Annotated in this window: 5 protein-coding genes; 3 read left to right on the top strand and 2 right to left on the bottom strand. The window is 45.1% G+C overall.

Annotation, left to right across the window (positions count from 1 at the left end):
• Window positions 1-230: 230 nt before the first annotated feature.
• Both P6910_RS14085 and P6910_RS14080 read right to left on the bottom strand, forming a co-directional pair.
• Window positions 231-8,666 (bottom strand): hypothetical protein, encoded by an 8,436-nt coding sequence (locus P6910_RS14085; protein ID WP_317141920.1) that lies wholly within the window; start codon window positions 8,664-8,666, stop codon window positions 231-233.
• 555 nt (window positions 8,667-9,221) lie between these two features.
• Window positions 9,222-17,675, bottom strand: coding sequence for a hypothetical protein (locus P6910_RS14080; protein ID WP_317141919.1), 8,454 nt, complete (start codon window positions 17,673-17,675; stop codon window positions 9,222-9,224).
• Window positions 17,676-18,921: 1,246 nt separating this feature from the next.
• On the opposite strand from P6910_RS14080, the gene P6910_RS14075 reads away from it, so the two are divergent.
• The 3 genes from P6910_RS14075 to guaA all read left to right on the top strand — a co-directional run bounded on the left by P6910_RS14075 (window position 18,922) and on the right by guaA (window position 22,356).
• Entirely contained in the window at window positions 18,922-19,215 is a 294-nt protein-coding gene (locus P6910_RS14075) for a hypothetical protein (protein WP_317141918.1), read from the top strand.
• Complete coding sequence (gene guaB, locus P6910_RS14070; RefSeq protein WP_317141917.1) at window positions 19,178-20,647, top strand: IMP dehydrogenase; 1,470 nt, start codon at window positions 19,178-19,180, stop codon at window positions 20,645-20,647. The genes P6910_RS14075 and guaB overlap by 38 nt, the downstream gene beginning before the upstream one ends.
• Before the next feature lie 131 nt (window positions 20,648-20,778).
• Entirely contained in the window at window positions 20,779-22,356 is a 1,578-nt protein-coding gene (gene guaA / locus P6910_RS14065; RefSeq protein ID WP_317141916.1) for a glutamine-hydrolyzing GMP synthase, read from the top strand.
• Window positions 22,357-22,450 lie beyond the last annotated feature (94 nt).

Here is a 22,450-nt window from a genome sequence, read left to right as displayed (position 1 = left end):
TGTTCTGATCTCTACGGAGACTGAGGAAAAATAGCAGTGCGACCAGGATGTAGCAAGAGTGGCTTTGTACCTGCGTTAAATAGCTTTTAATGGGGTGTATGAAATTCTGCCGAACACTGGGTTGTAGATCCCTTATTTGACTGGTTAGAAAACTATCGCCGTTTATAGAAAATACTGAGCGCAAACTGAAGCCAAGTCTTCAATTTACGCATTTGGTCTTTCTGGCAATCTTACAGGTCAGGTACTGAATGAAGTAATATATCTTTTTGGTTTTCATAATGCTTTTGATGGAAATCTGCTTTTTGTGTCTCTCCCAGAATAAAGGCGGAATTGGCCGAGATCTTATGAAAAAAGGCCAGCCAGGAGGCAAGATCTCTATTGTACGTTTGGAATGCAGTGTTCATGGCCTCCCGGTTATCATCGTACATAACCGTTAAGTCGGCGGTTGCCAGAAGTGCCAGGAAAGTACTTTTCATGGGTTCATTTTCTTCAATCTTCTTTGTCATTATCTCATCCCAGAACAGATCCCGTTCGTTATCAAAGTTATCATTGAGGGTCTCGTAAGCCCATAAGTAATAATGAACCAGGGCTGACTTTGTGCGATGTTTCTTCAAAAGAGCATTACTAATAGCCTCATACTTTGGGTGAGATTCCAGCCGGGGCAGGTTATAAATGAATTCATCGAAACAGGTTTCAGGTTGTGGCGCTTCCCGCAGTACTTCAAACGATGTTGCATAGTCATACCGGCTTAGCTCATGGCTTGCAGTATTTTCTGAGAGTTGTTCAACATCAGAAGCTGCTGCCCCTGATGATATATCCAGCGCCTCTGATTTGCCCAATACAAAAGACTTGACAAGTCTTAAATACTTTTTGATATTTTCTGGCCTGTCACTACTTTTGATCTCACCATCCAGCCAAATACCATAGTGTTTCGGTCTTTTTTTAATGGAAAAATGCTTTGTTTTCTCCAGTGGTTTCAGAAGAATTCCTTCAATACTGTCTGGATCAAGTATCTTGGGAAATAACGTTTTTTCAACTTCATTGCCATCATTACTGAACACAAATTGGATATTATGGTTTATGGGAGTAATCAAAAATTGCTTTGCGATCAGTGCCGGCCAACCAGCCTGAGGGATATGCAAAAGATTAAAGCGCTCATTAGTAAAGACTCTGATGGCTGCTTCGGCAGCAAAACTTACACCCATTAGAGAGCTTGATAACAACCCGGGCAATGTGTCCGTAACAATCTTGCCTGCTTCAATAAAGAGCTTTTCCTCTGGTTTTTTCGTCGATGCGTATTGAATGACAGGCCTATAGGTCGAGTCTATTTGCGAGGCTTCTGATGTCTCGGTCTGATAATGCTGGTAGGTGTTTAGCCGCATATTCACCAGTGATTCCAGATAACCACCATAAGGGAAGCTAAGTTGACGCGCTTTCCTGAAATGATCATGTGCGCTGGGCAGAACTCTTTTGCGACTGGTTAATACTATCGGTTCCTGGATAGAATTTATTTCTGCCTCCAGAAGCGTCAACCCAGCCAGGCAATGAAGCCAGCCTGACATCTGCAATGATTCGGAATCCATTTTATCTTCATACTGATTTAACTGCTGTTTTAATTTCTGATAGCCAGCTTTTCTGGCTTGTTCAATGGCAAGAACAAAAGCACTTTGGTCTCCATCTGCGAACCTTTTCAAATTTTCACTGTTAAAGACAAAATAGTCGATGATTTTTGATTGAACATTACGTGCAACAGCCTTTACTGGCTTATGCCATATATGGAGCTTAAATATTTTGCGTAATTCTTCCCAATCACCTGAATTAATCTGGAGTTTCTGTGCCTTTTCTGAATTTCCACCGATGAGCGTGATAATATGCTGGTGTATCAACGAAAGGGTGTTATAACAATACGATGTGTTATCCTCGGTAACCAGTTCACGAGAAAAATCAATTAATTTTGTCAGAAGTTGTACATCATGACCAAAATGAAGGGATGTTAAGCGAGCTTGGCTAACGAAGGAGAGGGCTTTAAGGTGGGGGAGAGTCGGCTCTGCTTCTGTTGATGCACCAACCAGATAAAAAGCAAGTTCTATAATATCTGCCAATGCCCGATTATGAGGTTCAATATCTTTAAAGAGCTTCCTCTGAGCTTCTCTCAGGAATATGGGAATCTCCGGGTTTGCTTCAGAGCCGAATATAGAAAAGTTAATGATGTACAGGGATAAATCCAGGCAACCAAAATCCAATAGTTCCGTTCGACCGGTTGCGAAGTAGAGTATCAATCTTATGGTTGCTTCCGCCTTCTCTGCCGCTTTCACTTTAGTTGCCTCTTCAGCTGCCGCTAGCGCTTGCTTTGCTGCTGACAATTTTGCTTTTGCTTCCTGTGCTGCTTCTTGAGCTGCTTTTCTTGCCGTTAGTATTTTCGCATTCGCTGTCGATTCCACTGCCGATAACGTTTTTGCTTTCACTTCCTCTACCTCTGCCGCTTCCAGAAGCGCCATCGCTGTTGCAGTCATTTTCTTAAACATTGCCGCTTCCTTTAACGCTATCGTTTTCGTTTCCCCTTCATCTACAGCTAATTCTGCCGCTGTTTTAGCCTCTATTGCTGCTGCAAGCGCAGCTGCAGTTGATTCCGGTTTCACTAACATTGGTTCATACTGTTCGTTTGGAGGATGCCGGGTATTTTTAAATTTCTGGCTCATTCGATTCAAAACAAAATCAACTGCTCCATCAGAGCCTTTTATTGAAAGCTGCTCCAGAAACTCTCGGAGTACACTTACGGAAGGTGTTACCCTACCCGGAATCTCGCTTAGGGGTTTTTTCAGGTAAGTGTCTGGGTCAAAGGCCAGTTTCAGTTCGAAAGTCTTTGGAATCAGCACCAGCCACTTGAGTAACATTCCGGCCTGAACCGCTGAATCTGAGTCCGATTCGAATAAAATCTCAATAGACTGAGATACCCCCGAGAATGCAGAGAGATGAGCTTGCGTTACTGCGCTGGGCTTTCCATCCATACCATGTTCAAAAAATAGCAAGAGTATCGGGGCATAAGGAAAAAAATGCTTACCAGACAATACAATAGCCTCTTTTATCTTTTTGGCGTTGAGTTTGACTTGCGGGCTAAAGGACAACTCAATAGTTTTGTTGTCATCTGACATTTTGGCTCCTAACATGGCCAGTGCTTTCAGAAAATAGTAATAACCCATTCCCAGCTTGTTTGTTGCATGGTCATTATTTTTTAATAAAACTTTTCTGAATGCAGTAATGTGCTTTTCTACCTGTTGTAAAAAAACTTCCGGGTTCTCCTGAATAAATTTGACTTCCTGAATAATATTGTTATCCAATTGAAACAAATGTTGGGTATGTACCTGTTCATTGAATTGTTCTGTTGATGGACGGATGCCAGGCTTCAGTTCTGTTGGCCGTTTTGCGGCATTGATTGTTTTTTTTGTTTTTTCAGTATTTGTAACTCTTGTAGAAGTGATTTGCATTGAAGTGGCTGAGGTAGTGGCAGCCGGAACCGTAACCTCTTTGATTTGAATAAAATCTCTTGAAAGCAGAAAAGATCGAGCAAGAACCCAGTCTTTTATTAAATCAGATCTGGACTTTTCAATCGCTTGATGGCTTATTTTTTCATGATGTTCGTAGAGTATTTCCTTTTCATTTTTTCTGTCTTTGCTCAATGAAGCTTTGAGATAGCCTTCCCAAAAGCTCATTTTCCAAAAGGCTATGAATTTGGGTTGATTATTTCTGAACGATTGTCCGGTACGCTCAGTGCCCTTGAATACTTTCAGGTCGGTCATCGCCAGCACCTGCGGGAAACTGGCTATATCAATGAACTGAGTTTTTTTCTTGGAAACTCCCTGGATCTGCAGGGTGTTGAGGCTGTAGATCCAAAGCTCACTGTGTATCTGACCTGCCGTTGGTTCTTTTTTTCTTTCCAGAATCAGTTTCAGTGAAGCGATGGCCTGTTGCAGTTCTCGAGTCCCGGGACGAACTGCTTTCAGGGCTGTTAATGTAGAGGGGGTATTCGGTTCTCTAAGGGCATTGAGTATGGCCTTCACTTCTCTGCCTCTGCCTGAGAGGTCTGACTCTTTGGCTAACCCCTGCTCAATCTTTGACAGGGCGGTAACATCTGTATCCTGATAGAGCTGCTCCAGAAATCCACCATTCAATAGGCCTTCAATCTTTACCCGGTTGAAGCTTGTCTCTCTGGAAGTCATACTACGTAGCAATCGGTTTACAGGTTCTATCTGGGGCCAGCCCGCCGGGTGGTGGCTGTGTAATTGCATTCCGATTAATAATTGATAGGCAAGTGGTATGCCGGCAATAGCTGCGGGCAACAACAGCTCGAAGGCATTTTCATAGATCTGAAGTGCTTCTGATTTTCCAGAGGGTAATTTTTTGTTCAAAATGAGCAACGCCTGAACCAGTTGCGCATAGGGGAAGTGGTCCTCATAAGCCGCCTGCTCTAACTGCGTGCGCTGCTGACTGCCTTGGATATTAATCAGATTGATGGTAATGGCCGGCTGGTCTCCGGATGTATCAGCAGAAGCTCCGGAACTGGCCAGTATTTGCAGGGTTTTTGTCTTTCCTTCCAGCAGTTGTTTTTGCAGTGTATCGAGTTCTGTTTCGAGTGCAGGGTTTTCTGCAGTGGCTTTGTTTTCTTCAGAGGCTTCGCCTTCTTCAGTGGCATCGCAATTTTGTGTCTTTATTGCCCTATTCAGCTCTCCTGAAAAGTTATAATCCATCTCCTTAAGCCAGGTTGATATTTCTACGGACTTAGACAATGCCGTTTCGAAATCGATCAGATTCGAGATTGGCTTTTGGGCGACGGTTTCCTTCTTTCTTTTGTTTGAGCGTTCAGCAGTATCAGGTGCTGTTACCTTGCTGTTATGAACTACCGTAGTGCGTTCATCATCAGGGCTGGCTGCTAATTTGATATCGCCCTCGTCGGGCGTAGTTGCAATGTTGTTTGCTTTTGGCTGAACCGTTTTTTTCAGCTTTTGTCTCTGTTTCTTTTTCTTCTTACGGGAATTTAAAGCCGGATCATGAGTTATCGATTCTGTACCTTTGACATTAGTAGTGCTGGCAAATTCAGCAGTTGCGGCAATAGTTTTCTGTTCCGGCACATTGTCTTTCATAGGTTCAACGACAGTGGGTGTTGTTATTTTGGTTTTGGCAGCAACTAAAGGATGTTGATTATTCGCATCATTCTCTGCCTTATTCTCTACCTTAATAATGCTTTTCTGTTCATTGTCAGGTTTAGGCTTGGTATAAGGATGCAGAAATTCCGGTAACCTGGATGACTCTGAAGAACTACTGTACGCTGACTTTTGAATAATTCTCTGTACCTGTTGCTCAGTGTCACTTGATAGCAATATTTTTAATGCATTTTGAGCATTTTGCATCCGCCGCTTTGAATCAATACCCGGGTAGGCTTGATCAAGTTGTGTATCCTGCAACAGTTTTTCAACCATTGCGGACAGGCTTTGCATAACCATTTTGGAGCCCGTGGCAAAAGGTTCTACATGTATGAAATCGAAATACCCTTCAGGACCGGCAGAAATATCGATCGATAAGATTCGCCATTTTTTTGCCTCGTAACTGGCGAACCTGATGGTATTTTCTTCGTTTGTATCGGGAAAACAATTGATCTTTAAGGTGTGCAGGAGCCCTCTGCGCTGCAATTCTCCCGAACTGGCTAGAACTAAGGTGTGAATGTTGTTGCGTCTAACAGTAGTGCCAGGCAGGACGCCTCTTAGCTTTTCCTCTATAGAAGCCGAAATGTTTTCCAGGTTTTTGATATCCGTGACTGCCAGGTCAATATCATTGGTAACAGGTACCTTGCCCAATTCGGTGGGCTTAACCGATGACGTAAGGTGTTGCCACCTGGCTAAACCACCATAAACGAGAGCATCTTCAGTATCGGATATAATTTTTTCAGCTTCTGTATAGGTTTTTCTGAAAACAGGTGCGAGCACTATCAGTGCAGGAATTACATAGCGGATATCCTGTTTTTTTACTAAAAATGCGCCCTCCGAATAATTTTTTAAATGATTATCCAAAGACTGTATTTTGTCGTTTATTGCGGATGTGGAGAGATCCGGAGCTATAAAGAAAATATATTTGCTGGCAGAGTCTTCCCAGAAAAAAATCACTGCTCCAAGCGTGTTTTTGCTAATGTAAAACATGCCATCGGGGTTCTCGGCATCATCGGAGGGGTAGCAGACAAGGCCTAATTTATTGTAAAACCTGAACAAGTTATTTTCGTGTCCTCCCTGCATGAATTCACCAGGCGAATTAAATGCCTGTTTTAGTGCTTCGCTGGCAAATTTTATGGATTGGTTTTCAAGACTTTCCCGGCATAATAAGACGTCTTTTTGCCATTGTGGAAATAGATTCCATAAAGCCTTTTCAACCCAATTGGCTGCCAGCCAGTCATTTTCCTCAGTATTTAAGCGAGAGTTGGTCAGGAAGTGAGTGAACCACAGTTTGTTGTCACTGTGAGAAGACAGTTTTACAGAGTGACTGTTGTAAAACAGGAACATATGGCGATCTTCAAGTCTTTCCAGAGGCCGACGAGGTGTATGATCATGGTTTTTATCATGCTTGTAACAGCTATATTCCTGACCATCATGAACGATGACTTGTATCGAATTTTGCAGGGCTTTCGATGCCAGCGCCATGTGTTGTTGGTTTTTCGGGTCAAAACCCCGGAGCATCTGGTTATATAATGTTTCACTTTCATAGCCGGTTGGTTGGCATTGACGGATCAAGGTTTCAAATTTTTCACTGGATGTGATACCAAGTTGTTCCGGAAGAAAATCCGATCTATGGATCACTTTTTCAGGCCGAAGACCGGAGCTACCGTACAAATACAATAGATGTTTAAGCAGGGATTCTGAGTACACTGTGTCTGCTGGTGTGACCGGATGGTTTCCGCCCGGTGGTGGTGGCGGCTCATTATCGTCAACATTGTCCCTCCCGTCAGGGCTGGCAGTTCGTTTACTTTTGTTGCTACTTTGTTCCGCTTTTTGTGCAGAGGGATAACTCGGGCGGGATTGAGATGCAGGCGGTCCATTATTCCCCTGGACACCAGAAGCAGTCATTATGCCCGATGCAAACCCTGTAGAGGGGAGTGACATATCTCGCTGATGAGGGATGGCAGGAGGATGAAAGCCGTCAAACGCGTTGCTTTTTTTGGGCACCAAGGCCAGTGGGTTCCCGTTAGTTTGATGGCTAAAAAAAGGTGATACACGACCGGAAAAGTATGAGTTGAGAGGGTGTCCCGGAAACTCCCGGTTTAAATAGGTCAACACATTGTTCAGTAACTCAGGCTGCCGTTTAACAAACTGGTAAAGTGAACCGGGGTCGCTCACAATTTGCTCCCTGACCCGGGCACTGAGGCTTTTGGGTATGGGTGATGTGAACCCTGAGACAATTCCCCGCCATTGATAGAAATTAAAGGGCGTGCTGGTCACCGTGTTCATAAGCAGAGTGGCCAGGTTGAGATGCTCACTTTCTACCAGGGTGCCAATGATGGGTCCGTCCCGACCGGCGTAATGATCCTCGACATTATAAGGGGCATCTGCGAACCCCATGACCAGTACCGGGTCACCTGCTCCCCAGAAATGGTATTTCCGATGTCTGTCGTTGCGGGCGATGAATAAAGAAGATCTCGACCAGGCCGGGTAGGTATCATTGCCGGGCGATACCTTTTCCAGTGCCCAGAGGTTAAAGTACTTCCCGGTCATGAGTGCCGGGCTGGGTTTTATTACAGTCTCGGGAATGCCAGATTGATAAAGCCAGCTTTGATCCGACCACTGATAAAGCCAGTGATTATTCTGGCAGGCGTGTATTTTTGCATTGTCAGCTGGCTTGCTTTTATTGGGTTCTCCAAACAACTTATCGTGGGAAGAGAGGCAATCAATAGCCTGATTGACCCGCTTAATAGAGTGACTGTCCAAAGCGGTTTGCCCGTCAGCGCTGATGATGTCTTTTTTAGCCAGTTCCGGCAATAGCCAGGGTTTTGCGTGATTCAGCGGGAAGTCAATAAGAACGCTCTGACACTTTTTCTGCTCTGTAAGCGGATTAGTTTGACAGAGAATGGCCTGCAGGCGATTGAGCTGATCTTCTCGCCAGGGGCGCAGGAAAAGGGTACTGGTATTGGTGTCGTTTAGCAGTTTCCACAGCGACAGCCAGGCAGAAAGAGAATCACCCTCGACGGCCTGAGACTCCGACGATGATGTCGGGGGTGAGGCTGTAATCTGCCATACAGGGTGATTTTCAATGCAAGCGGTTTGCACTGACAGTCGTCCTTTCAGCAAAGAGTGATCGATCATCACCGGATGAGGATTGCAATCGGGGGCATCACCAAAAGCCCGGGACAGAGAGGGGAAACCGCGACTGAAAGAAGGGTAGGGTACGGTTGAAGGAGGCAGCAGTTTTGCTAACAGAAACCAGGGCAGATGACTCAACCATTGGTTCTTGAAAAAAAGGGACAACTTTTCGGGTGTGCCAACGTCGTGTATTACGTGATAATGGTCACCCAGCTTGAGGTGGAAATTATTGGCTTTAAATCCGGCGTAGAGACCTAAAAAGTGGATTTCTGGTGCACTGTGCCCGGGTCCATTCTGGAAGCCGGAGGCATGACCTGATTGTACGTTCATTTCAATCATGAACAGCAGCGCAGTCAAGAGAAGTTTGAACAGCCTTCTGTGACAAACAAGCATAGAATTGCCGTAGATCCCATTTGATAATTATTAATTTGTCAATCAGGGTTGACCTGTTAAATAACAGTTTTTATTTTTACTGAGTGAATTGTTTTGATATCCATGGAGTCTGAGGAAAAATAGCAGTGGGTTCAGGATGTAGCAAGAATAGCTCTGCATGTAGTTTGGGCGTTGGTTTTGAAACGGTGATATTCACCATCCCGGTCAGGAATAAATAGATTGATGCCAGACCGAGTAGTGAACGCCGGTAGTTATTGAAAAGCCAGAGAATAAATATCTCCGGTCAGTTTATAAGCTATAAACCTGATGGCTTTGTACCTGTGTGAATAGATTCTTTTGGGTGACAGGTTAATCTGCCGGGTACCGGGTTGTCGAACGCTTATTAGCCTGGTGAGAAAACTGCCGCAGCTTGTAGAAAATAGCGAGTGTAAAATGAACACAAGTCTACAACTGAAGCATTTGGCCTTATTGGTACTCTTGCTGGTTAGGCACTTAATTTATTATTCCAGCTTGAGGTAATATTTCTTTTTGTATTGAAAAACGCTTGAAATGAAAATCTGACTTTTGTTTCTCTCCCAGAAATAAGGCGGAAGTGGCTTTGATCGAGTGCAAAAAGGCCAACCAGGAAGCAAGATCTATATTATATTGTTTGAATGCGGTAATCATGGCTTCTCGCTTGTCTTCATACATAACAGTTAGATCGGCGGTTGCCAGAAGTGCAAAAAAAGCTCTTTTCATTGGTTCATTTTTTTCAATCTTCTGTGTCATTATCCCATCCCAGAACAGGTCTCGCTCGTTATCACAGTTATCATTGAGTGTCTCATAAGCCCATAAATAATAGTGAACCAAGGCTGACTTTGTGCGATGTTTCTTCAAAAGAGCATTGCTTATAGCCTCATAATTTGGGTGAGATTCCAGCTGGGGCAGGTTATAAACGAATTCATCAAAACCGGTTTCAGGATGTGGTGTTTCCTGAAGTACTTCAAACAATTTTGTATAGTCATAACGGCTTAGCTCATAGCTTGCAATATTCTCTGAGAGTTGATTACTATCAGAGGCTGTTGTTTCGGATGCTGTATCCAGCACCTCTGGTTTATCCAATACAAATGCCTTGACAAGACTTAAGTACTTTTTAATATTTTCTGGCCTGCTGCTATTTTCGATTTCATTGTCCAGGAAAATACTATAATCTTTCAGCCTTTCATTAATGGTTACCTGTCTTGTTTCCTCCAGTGGTTTCAGAAGTATTCCTTCAATACTGTCCGGGTCACTTATTATGGGAAATAACGCTTTTTCAGTTTCAGAATCATCATTGTTGAACAGAAACTGAAGGCTATGATTTACAGGGGTAACCAGAAGATGTTTTATGAGCATTGCCGGCCAGCCAGCCTGTGGGATATGCAGAAGATTAAACCGTTTATCAGTAAAGATTCTGATGGCTGTTTCAGCGGCAAAACGTACACCAAATATAGAGCTTGATAACAAGCCTGGCAAAATTTCCGTAACAATCTTACCCGCTTCAATAAAGATCTTTTCCTCCGGTTTTTTAGTCGATGCATATTCAATAACAGGCTTGATGATCGAGTCTGTTTGCGAGGCTTCAGAGGTCTCGTCCTGATAATATTGGTAGTGGTTTATTAGCCGCATGAGTACCAGTGATTCCAGATAACCAGCATATTGAAAGCCGATTTTACGTGCCTTGAAGAAATGATCATAAGCACTGGACAGGACTCTTTTGCGGTCGTTTAATATTACCCGCTGGTGATCAGAACTTATTTCCGCTTCCAGAAGTGTCAAGCCAGCCAGGCAATGAAGCCAGCTTAAAATATCTACTGATTCAGGATCATTTTTATCTTTATATTGGTTTATCCGTTGTGACAATTTCGGATAGCCAACTCTTCTGCTTTGCTCAATAGCAAAAATAAAAGCTCTTTCGTCTCCTTTTTTGAACTCTTTCATCAAAGCAGTGTCAAAAACAGCAAAGTCGATGTTCTTTGGTGTTAAATGACTACCACCCGTCTGGAGTGGCTTATACCATATATGGTTTTCAAGCCATTTACGTATTTTTTTCCAATCTTCTGAATCATTCTGCAGTTGTTTTATCTGTTCTGCATTTCCACCGAATTGCTTGATAGTGTACTCGTGAATCAGCAAATAGATATTGTACCATTGTGACTTATCCTCGGCAGCAAGTTCAGGGAATAAGCTAATTAATTTTGTTAGAAGTTGTAAGTCATGGCCAAAATGATTAGCGGTCAGGTTGACTTGGGTACTGAGGGGAAGGGCTTCAAGATGAGGAAAAACGGGCTTTACTTCTTCTGATGAACTAAGCAGATGAAAAGCAAGTTTAATGATGTCTGCAATTGCCCGCTTCTCTGGATTAATATCTTCAGCGAGTTGCAACTGTTTTTTGGTGAGGAATGCGGATCCCGATGAGGTTGCGTAAATAATGCCTGGCACAGTAAGGCGCATGATAACTGAGGATATATCCAGACTATTAAATTGAAGCAAGTCGATACGATCAGTGGCAAAGTGCAGCACCAATCTTAATATTGCTTCCGCTTTCGCTTCCTCTTCCATTGCTTTTGCCGCTTCTACTGCCTTCTCCGATGCCTCTTCCAGTCTCAATACTGCCGCTGTTGACAATTCCGATTGAGCTTCCGCTGCTTCTGCCTCTGCCTCTGCCGCTGTAGCACCTCCTCCTACTTCTATTTCCATTCGCATTTCCATTTCTGCTATAGCGTTTGATGCCTCTTTTGCTGCTGCTTTCGCTACCACAAATGCCACCGCTGCTTCATTCATTTTTACCGCATCCGCACGCTTTTGTGCTTCCTTATGCGCTTTCATTGCCACCGATTCCATTTGCGCTGCTTCCGTTGCCGTTAACCATGCCGCTACCGCCAGCACTTGTTCGTGCTGTTCTTTTGGCAGGTGCTGGATATTCAGAAACATCTCGCTTATTCGATTCACGGCAAGATCAACTGCGTCATCAGTGCTTTTTAACGGAAGCTGATCCAAAAACTCTCTGAGTATACGTATGGAAGGTGTTATCCTGCCCGGAATCTTGCTTGGCGGGTTTTTCAGGTAAATGTCTGCATCAAGGGTCAGTCTCAGTTCGAAAGGCTTTGGAATCAGCAGTAGCCACTTGAGTAACATTCCGGCCAGAGCTGCTGAATCTGACTCCATTTCTAATAAAATCTCAATAGACTGTGACAGCCCGGAGAATGCAGAGACACAGGCTTGCAATTTAGCGTCAGGCTCTCCTTCCATAGCATAATCAAAAAACAGCATAAGCATCCTGGCATAAGGGAAGTAGAATTGTTGGGAGTGTATAATAGTCTCCTTTATGTTTTTGGCGTTGAGCTTGACTTCCGGGCTAAAGGACAACTCAATAGTTCTGTTATCATCTGACACTTTTGCCCTCATCAGTGCCAGTGCCTTTAGAAAATAGTAATAACCTATTCCCAGCTCGTTTGTTGGATTTTTGTTTTTTAGTAAAGACCTTCTGAATGCCGAGATCTGCTTTTCTACCTGTTGCAAAAATTTTTCCGGGTTTTCCTGAATAAATCTGACTTCCTGAATAATATTATTATCCAGCTGTAATAAATACTGGATATGAACGTGTTCATCGAATAGTTCTTTTGATATTCTGATGCCTGGCTTTAGTCCTTTTGACTGTTTGGCTGAGTTTGTTGTTTTTTTTGTTTTTTCAGAAATTTTGCCTGTTCCAGAAGTTACTTGCTTCGAAGTGGCTGGTGGAGTGGTGGAAGTCGAAACCGGAACTTCTTTGATTTGAATAAAGCTCCTTGAAAGCAGAAAAGAACGCGCAAGAACCCAGTCGTTAATTAAATAGGGCCTGAATTTATCAGTCGCTTTATTACTTATTTTGTCATGATACTCCTCAAATACTTCCCTTTCATTCTTCCTGTCTTTGCTCAACGAAGCTTTGAGGTACTCTTCCCAAAAGCTCATTTTCCAAAAGGCTATGAATTTGGGTTGATTACTTCTGAACGATTGTCCAGTTCGTTCAGTGCCCATGAATACTTTCAGGTCAGTCATGGCCAGCACCTGCGGGAAACTCGTTATATCAATGAACTGAGATTTTTTCTTGGAGGCTCCCTGAATCTGCAGAGTGTTGAGGCTGTGGGTCCAAAGCTCACTATGTATCTGACCTGCCGCTGGTTCTCTTTTTCTTTCCAGAATCAGTTTCAATGAAGCGATGGTTTGTTGCAGTTCCCGAGTCCCAGGACGAACTGCTTTCAGGGCTATTAATGTAGAGGGAGTATTCGGTTCTCTCAGGGCGTTGAGTATGGCCTTCACTTCTCTGCCTCTGCCTGAGAGGTCTGACTCTTTGGTCAAACCCTGCTCAATCTTTGACAGGGCGGTAACATCTGTATCCTGATAGAGCTGTTCCAGAAATCCACCATTCAATAGGCCTTCAATCTTTACCCGGTTGAAGCTTGTTTCTCTGGAAGTCATACTACGTAACAATCGGTTTACAGGTTCTATCTGGGGCCAGCCCACCGGATGGTGGTTGTGCAATTGCATCCCGATTAATAATTGATAGGCAAGTGGTACACCGGCAATAGCTGCCGGTAACAACAGCTCGAAGGCATTTTCATAGATCTGAAGTGCTTCTGATTTTCCAGAGGGTAATTTTTTGTTCAAAATGAACAACGCCTGAACCAGTTGGGCATAGGGGAAGTGGTCCTCATAAGCTGCCTGTTTTAACTCTATGCGCTGCTCTCCACTCAGGGTATTAGTCAGATTGATGGTGATGAAAGGTTGATATCCGGATGTATCAGCAGACGCTCCGGAACAGGCCAGTATTTTCAAGGTTTTAGCTTTTCCCTCCTTCAGTTGATTTTGCAGTGTATCGAGTTCTGTATTGGGCGCAGGGTTTTCTGCTTTGGCTTTGTTTTCATCAGAGGCTTCCCTTGCTTCAGCCGCTTTACTTTCTTCAGCGGTACCACAATGTCGTGTCTTTATTGCTCTGTTTAGCTCTCCTGAAAAGTTATAATCCATCTCCTTAAGCCAGTTTGATATTTCTATGGACCTGGACAATGCTGTTTCGAAATCGATCAGATTCGAGATTGGCTTTTGGGCGGTGGTTTCCTTCTTTCTTTTGTTTGAGTGTTCAGCAGTATCAGGTGCTGTTACCTTGCTGTTATGAACTATGCTAGCGCGTTGATCATCAGGGCTGGCTTCTACTTTGATATCGTCCTCATCTGGCGTAGTTGCAATGTTGCTTGCTTTTGGCTGAACCGTTTTTTTCAGCTTTTGTCTCTGTTTCTTTTTCTTCTTACGGGAATTTAAAGCCGGATCATGAGTTATCGATTCTGTACCTTTGACATTAGTAGTACTGGCAAATTCAGCCGTTGCGGCAATAGTTTTCTGTTCCGGCACATTGTCTTTCAGAGGCTCAACGACAGCGGGTGTTGTTGTTTTGGTTTTGGCAGCAACTAAAGGATGTTGATTATTCGCGTCATTTTCTGCCTTATTCTCTACCTTAATAATGCTTTTCTGCTCATTGTCAGGTTTGGGCTTGATATAAGGGTGCAGAAATTCCGGTAACCTGGATGACTCTGAAGAACTGCTGAATGCGGACTTTTGAATAATTGTCTGTACCTGTTGCTTAGTGTCACTTGATAGCAATATTTTTAATACATTTTGAGCATTTTTCATCCGGCGCTTTGAATCAATACTCGGGCAGGTTTGATCAAGTTGTGTATCCTGCAACAGTTTTTCAACCATTGCAGGCAGGTTTGGCATAGCCAGTTTGGAGTCCTTGGCAAAAGGTTCTACATGTATGAAATCGAAATACCCTTCAGGACCGGCAGAAATATCGATCGATAAGATTCGCCATTTTTTTGCCTCAGAACTGGCGAACCCGATGGTGTTTTCTTCGTTCTTATCGGGAAAGCAATTGATCTTTAAGGTGTCCAGTAGCCCTCTGCGCTGCAAGATCTTTGGGCTGTCTACAACCGTACTGTAAATGTTGTTGCGTCTAACGGTAGTTCCAGGCAGGACGGCTCTTAGCTTTTCCTCTATAGAAGCCGAAATGTTTTCCAGGCTTGTGGTATCTTTGACTGCCAGGTCAATATCATTGGTAACAGGTACCTTGCCCACTTCGGTGGCTTTAACTGATGACCTGAGGTGTTGCCACCTGGCTAAACCACCATAAACGAGAGCATCTTCAGTATCGGATATAATTTTTTCGGCTTCTGTATAGGTTTTTCTAAAAACAGGTGCGAGTACTATCAGTGCAGGAATTACATAGCGGATATCCTGTTTTTTTACTAAAAATGCGCCCTCCGAATAATCTTTTAAATGATTATCCAAAGACTGTATTTTGTCGTTTATTGCGGATGTGGAGAGATCCGGAGCTATAAAGAAAATATATTTGCTGGCAGACTCTTCCCAGAAAAAAATTACTGCTCCAAGCACGTTTTTGCTAATGTAAAACATGCCATCGGGGTTCTCGGCATCATCGAAGGGGTAGCAGACAAGGCCTAATTTATTGTAAAACCTGAACAATTTATTTTCTTGTCCTCCCTGCGTGAATTCACCAGGCGAAGTAAATGCCTGTTTGAGTGTTTCGCTGGCAAATTTTATGGATTGGTTTTCAAGACTTTCCCGGCATAATAAGACGTCTTTTTGCCATTGTGGAAACAGATCCCAGATAGCCTTTTCAACCCAATTGGCTGCCAGCCAATCATTTTCCTCAGTATTTAAGCGAGAGTCGGTCAGGAAGTGAGTGAACCACAGTTTGTTGTCACTGTGAGAAGACAGTTTTACAGCGTGACTTTTGTAAAACAGGAATACATGGCGATCTTCAAGTCTTTCCAGAGGCCGACGAGGTGTATGATCATGGTTTTTATCATGCTTGTAACAGCTATATTCCTGACCATCATGAACGATGACTTGTATCGAATTTTGCAGGGCTTTCGATGCCAGTGCCATGTGTTGTTGGTTTTTCGGGTCAAAACCCCGGAGCATCTGGTTATATAATGTTTCACTTTCACAGCCGCTTGGTTGGCATTGACGGATCAACGTTTCAAATTTTTCACTGGATGTGATACCAAGTTGTTCCGGAAGAAAATCCGATCTATGGTTCACTTTATCAGGCCGAAGACCGGAGCTCCTGTACAAATGCAATAGATGTTTAAGCAGGGATTCTGAGTACACTGTGTCTGCTGGTGTGACCGGATGGTTTCCGCCCGGTGGTGGTGGCGGCTCATTATCGTCAACATTGTCCCTCCCGTCAGGGCTGGCAGTTCGTTTACTTTTGTTGCTACTTTGTTCCGCTTTTTGTGCAGAGGGATAACTCGGGCGGGATTGAGATGCAGGCGGTCCATTATTCCCCTGGACACCAGAAGCAGTCATTATGCCCGATGCAAACCCTGTAGAGGGGAGTGACATATCTCGCTGATGAGGGATGGCAGGAGGATGAAAGCCGTCAAACGCGTTGCTTTTTTTGGGCACCAAGGCCAGTGGGTTCCCGTTAGTTTGATGGCTAAAAAAAGGTGATACACGACCGGAAAAGTATGAGTTGAGAGGGTGTCCCGGAAACTCCCGGTTTAAATAGGTCAACACATTGTTCAGTAACTCAGGCTGCCGTTTAACAAACTGGTAAAGTGAACCGGGGTCGCTCACAATTTGCTCCCTGACCCGGGCACTGAGGCTTTTGGGTATGGGTGATGTGAACCCTGAGACAATTCCCCGCCATTGATAGAAATTAAAGGGCGTGCTGGTCACCGTGTTCATAAGCAGAGTGGCCAGGTTGAGATGCTCACTTTCTACCAGGGTGCCAATGATGGGTCCGTCCCGACCGGCGTAATGATCCTCGACATTATAAGGGGCATCTGCGAACCCCATGACCAGTACCGGGTCACCTGCTCCCCAGAAATGGTATTTCCGATGTCTGTCGTTGCGGGCGATGAATAAAGAAGATCTCGACCAGGCCGGGTAGGTATCATTGCCGGGCGATACCTTTTCCAGTGCCCAGAGGTTAAAGTACTTCCCGGTCATGAGTGCCGGGCTGGGTTTTATTACAGTCTCGGGAATGCCAGATTGATAAAGCCAGCTTTGATCCGACCACTGATAAAGCCAGTGATTATTCTGGCAGGCGTGTATTTTTGCCTTGTCAGCTGGCTTGCTTTTATTGGGTTCTCCAAACAACTTATCGTGGGAAGAGAGGCAATCAATAGCCTGATTGACCCGCTTAATAGAGTGACTGTCCAAAGCGGTTTGCCCGTCAGCGCTGATGATGTCTTTTTTAGCCAGTTCCGGCAATAGCCAGGGTTTTGCGTGATTCAGCGGGAAGTCAATAAGAACGCTCTGACACTTTTTCTGCTCTGTAAGCGGATTAGTTTGACAGAGAATGGCCTGCAGGCGATTGAGCTGATCTTCTCGCCAGGGGCGCAGGAAAAGGGTACTGGTATTGGTGTCATTTAGCAGTTTCCACAGCGACAGCCAGGCAGAAAGAGAATCACCCTTGACGGCCTGAGTCTCTGACGATGATGTCGGGGGTGAGGCTGTAATCTGCCATACAGGATGATTTTCGATGCAAGCGGTTTGCACTGATAAGCGGCCTTTCAGCAAAGAGTGATCGATCATCACCGGATGAGGATTGCAATCGGGGGCATCACCAAAAGCCCGGGACAGTGAGGGGAAACCGCGACTGAAAGAAGGGTAGGGTACGGTTGAAGGAGGCAGCAGTTTTGCTAACAGAAACCAGGGCAGGTGACTCAACCATTGGTTCTTGAAAAAAAGGGACAACTTTTCGGGTGTGCCAAGGTCGTGTATTACGTGATAATGGTTACCCAGCTTGAGGTGGAAATTATTGGCTTTAAATCCGGCGTAGAGACCTAAAAAGTGGATTTCTGGTGCACTGTACCTGGGTTCATTCTGGAAGCCGGAGGCATGGCCTGTTTGTACGTTCATTTCAATCATGAACAGCAGCGCAATCAAGAGAAGTTTTAACAGTCTTCTGTGACAAACAAGCATAGAATTGCCGTAGATCCCATTTGATAATTATTAATTTGTCAATCAGGGTTGACCTGTTAAATAACAGTTTTTATTTTTACTGAGTGAATTGTTTTCATATCCATGGAGTCTGAGGAAAAATAGCAGTGGGTTCAGGATGTAGCAAGAATGGCTCTGCATGTAGTTTGGGTGTTGGTTTTGAAGCGGTGATGTTCACCATCCCGGTCAGGAATAAATAGATTGATATCAGGTCGGGTAGTGGATGCCGGTAGCCATAGAAAAGCCGGAGGAGGAATATTTTTGCTTTAACTGTTCATAATCTATTAACCTGATGGCTTGATAAAATTATTTATTTCAGAGCTGCGAATGTTTTTAATGTTTACAAGTGTGGGAGATACATAGATTATCTTCTCAATATTTAAGTGCGTGAGGTTAAGGTAGTCATTTTCAGGGGTATCCTGAATAATGAGTCCCTGCGGAACGTTTAAACTAAGTTAATTACGGCATCACCGACATCAAAACCAACTAACTTGATTTTTTCAGCCCGTCATCGGCCTTGATTGATACTGTCTGCATCTGAATAAGTATCACTTGTTACTGGCATAAATTGTTTTCAGGTCAGGATTGGCACGAACAGTTTTCATGGTCTGGTTTATTGCTTTTTGTGGTTCTCCATTTGAATAAAGAGAATTAATCAGCTCGATAGATGGGGAGTTGTTTTTGATCTGCTTAACAAAATTTTCAATGCAATCAGTAGCAGACGAAATACAGGTATTGCGAAAAATAATGGCTAACTTGCCTGATCTCCAATAGTCTCAGTTAAGGTCTCAAGGGCCATTGGTCCTGTCTTTTTATTGTGAGCTGCGATAAATGTTTTTGGAATATCAGAATTAACATCAGAGTCAAAAGTAACCAAAGGGATGCCCACGGAGTCTGCTTTTTACAGAGGAGCCTGGCTAACGCATTGATGACACTTGTCAATTTTGGCAACAGGTAGTCGTTTTGCTTTGCAAAAATCTTGTTGAAGATACCAAGCGTTTCTTTAAACAATACCTTCGGGTGCTGATAAATAATCGTAAATTCATCTACTATGCCAGTTATCTTGTATATAGCCCAGAAGACAGTCCGGATTCTCAGAATCTGAGCGGATGTCCGTCTGGATAGATGTAGACCGAACAGAGCACAAAAAGCATGGTAAAGGTCGATGGTACAGGACCTGACTGCATGCAGCGCCTTCGAGGACAAGAAGAAACTGACACTGTTTGCGGCTGATATTGCCGGGGTGCTCCCTTCTCATACCCTGATTTCCCAAGAGAAAAAGATCATGAACCGCCCCTTAGTATTTTTGTATGCGCATTTAAATTATTTGAATGGATTTTCTGTTTTATTGATGATGATCTTGATGTATAATCGTCGGGATTCTTTCCATCCTCTCAATACACTCGGATCGGTAACAGGTAATGCTGAGAATCGCCCAAGAAGCCCTCACTTTCGATGACGTCCTGCTTCTGCCCGGATATTCAGAAGTTCTCCCCAAAGATGTTTCTCTGACCACAAAACTGACTCGCGAAATCGAGTTGAAAATTCCCCTGATCTCGGCGGCCATGGACACCGTGACTGAAGCTCGTCTGGCTATTGCCATGGCGCAGGAAGGTGGGATTGGCATCATTCACAAGAATATGACCGTTGCTCAACAGGCCAATGAAGTCCGTAAGGTTAAAAAGCATGAAAGTGGTGTGGTCAAAGACCCTATTACGATCGACTCCACTGCGTCGGTCAGAGATCTTCTTGAACTGACCGGTCGTCACAAGATATCCGGAGTTCCTGTCCTTGATGGCAGCGATCTGGTCGGTATTGTCACCAGCCGTGACGTTCGTTTTGTCTCCAATCTGGAAAAGATTGTGGCTGATATCATGACGCCTAAAGAGAGACTGGTCACCGTGAAGGAAGGGACTGACCAGGAAGCTGTTCGCAAGCTGCTTCATAAACATCGTATCGAGAAAGTGCTGGTGGTTAATGAGGCGTTTAATCTGGTCGGCATGATGACCGTAAAAGATATCAAGAAAGCCCAGGACTATCCTAACGCCAGTAAAGATTCCCATGGTCAGCTGAGAGTGGGGGCGGCAGTTGGCACCGGACCCGAAACCCCGGAGCGAGTGGCTGCTCTGGTCGATGCCGGTGTCGACGTCGTGATCGTTGATACCGCCCACGGTCACTCCAAAGGGGTTATCGAGAGGGTTCGCTGGGTTAAGGAAACCTATCCACATGTTCAGGTTGTTGGCGGTAATATTGCTACCGGTGCAGCAGCCAGGGCCCTGGCTGATGCAGGTGCCGATGGCGTGAAAGTGGGTATCGGTCCCGGCTCAATCTGTACTACCCGCATCGTCACCGGCATCGGTGTACCGCAGATTTCTGCGGTAGCGAACGTTGTGGCGGCCCTGGAGGGAACTGGTATTCCGGTGATTGCCGACGGCGGGATTCGCTTCTCCGGAGATCTGGCCAAAGCGATCGTAGCGGGTGCCAGTGCGGTCATGCTGGGTAGTATGCTGGCAGGTACTGAGGAAGCCCCGGGTGAAGTTGAGCTTTATCAGGGCAGAAGTTACAAAGCTTATCGTGGCATGGGTTCCCTCGGTGCCATGGCTCAGGCTTCCGGCTCCAGTGATCGTTACTTCCAGAGTGCGGAGGCCGGTGCCGAGAAGCTGGTCCCGGAAGGTATTGAAGGTCGTGTACCTTACAAAGGGCCGCTGAATGCCATTGTCCACCAGATGGTAGGTGGCTTGCGTGCAGCTATGGGATACACAGGTTCAGCAGATATGAAGACCATGCGCACGGTGCCTGAGTTCGTTCGGGTGACCAATGCGGGTATGAAAGAGTCTCATGTCCACGACGTAACCATTACCAAAGAAGCACCCAATTACCGGGTGGGTTAATTTGGTCATTCCTTTGAGCTGCTGGCTTTATTATCCGCAGTTTAACGAATGTCGGATCAGTGACAGGTCTTCATCCGACTCGAAGACCGTCTGTTGTTGGTCATAGCATTTATCTAATTTTGAGAAGACACATGTTAGAGGATATCCACGCCGAACGAATTCTGATTCTGGATTTCGGTTCCCAGTACACACAGCTGATCGCCCGACGTGTACGTGAGATAGGCGTTTATTGTGAGCTGCATCCCTGCGATATGGATGAGCAGGCTATTGTTGAGTTTGCCCCCAGGGCGGTCATTCTTTCCGGTGGGCCTGAATCCGTGACTGGTGACGCTTCGCCTCGTGCGCCGCAGGCTGTTTTTGATCTGGGTGTTCCTGTGCTGGGTATCTGCTACGGCATGCAGACCATGGCAGAGCAGATGGGTGGCAGGGTGTCGACCTCTAATCTGCGTGAATTCGGTTATGCCGAAGTGAATCTGGAAAATAAGGTTAGACTGTTCGATGGCATTGAAGACCATGTGAATGAGCAGGGTCGTCTGAGTCTGGATGTCTGGATGAGTCACGGCGACAAGGTTTCCCAGTTGCCCGAAGGCTTTGTGGTCGCGGCTTCTACCGATTCTTGTCCTCTTGCAGCCATAGCCTGTGAAGAAAAGCAATACTACGGTGTCCAGTTTCACCCCGAAGTGACTCACACCAAACAGGGCGGTCGCATCCTGGAACGTTTTGTTATTGATATTGCCGGCTGTCAAAAACTTTGGACGGCGGGACAAATTATTGAGGACGCCATTGCCCGCGTTCGGGAACAGGTGGGTGATAAGACCGTACTCCTGGGTCTTTCTGGCGGTGTGGATTCCAGTGTTGTGGCAGCGCTGTTGCACAAGGCTATCGGTGATCAGCTGGTTTGTGTCTTTGTCGATAATGGTCTGCTTCGTCTGAATGAAGGTGATCAGGTGATGGCCATGTTCGCTGAGAACATGGGGGTGCGTGTTATCCGTGCGGATGCTGAAGAACTGTTCCTGGAAAAATTGAAAGGCGTTCAGGATCCGGAGGCTAAGCGTAAAATTATCGGTAACACCTTTATTGAAGTCTTTGATCAGCAGGCTACGGCTCTGGACAATGTCCAGTTCCTGGCTCAGGGCACTATCTATCCTGATGTGATCGAATCAGCAGGCGCCAAGTCCGGTAAGGCCCATGTTATCAAGTCTCACCACAATGTGGGTGGTTTACCTGAAGATATGGCGATGGAGCTGGTTGAGCCACTGCGTGAACTGTTCAAGGATGAAGTGCGCAAGATTGGTCTTGAGCTTGGACTGCCCTATGACATGGTTTATCGCCACCCATTCCCCGGTCCGGGTCTGGGCGTAAGGGTACTGGCAGAGGTCAGGAAAGAGTACTGCGACATTCTCCGTCAGGCAGATGCCATTTTTATTGAAGAACTGCATAAAGCCGACTGGTATCACAAGACCAGTCAGGCCTTTGCTGTCTTCCTGCCGGTTAAATCGGTAGGTGTGGTCGGTGACGGTCGTCGTTACGAGTATGTGGTGGCTCTACGCGCGGTAGAAACCATCGACTTTATGACGGCTCGCTGGGCTCACCTGCCTTATGAACTGCTGGAGAAAGTTTCCAGCCGGATTATTAATGAGATAGAGCATGTTTCCCGGGTGACTTATGACGTATCCAGCAAGCCACCTGCGACGATTGAGTGGGAATAATAGCATCGGATTGACCGGTTAAGTGAAATGGAGCGGCTTGTCGAAGGATGAGCCGTTTTTTTTGAGTTGTTCTCACGCTCCGCAGGGGGCCGAA

The organism is Endozoicomonas sp. 8E (assembly GCF_032883915.1).
Taxonomy (GTDB): Bacteria; Pseudomonadota; Gammaproteobacteria; order Pseudomonadales; family Endozoicomonadaceae; genus Endozoicomonas_A.
The sequence above is the reverse complement of the archived record's forward strand: the minus strand, read 5'-3'. Positions and strand labels throughout refer to the sequence as shown.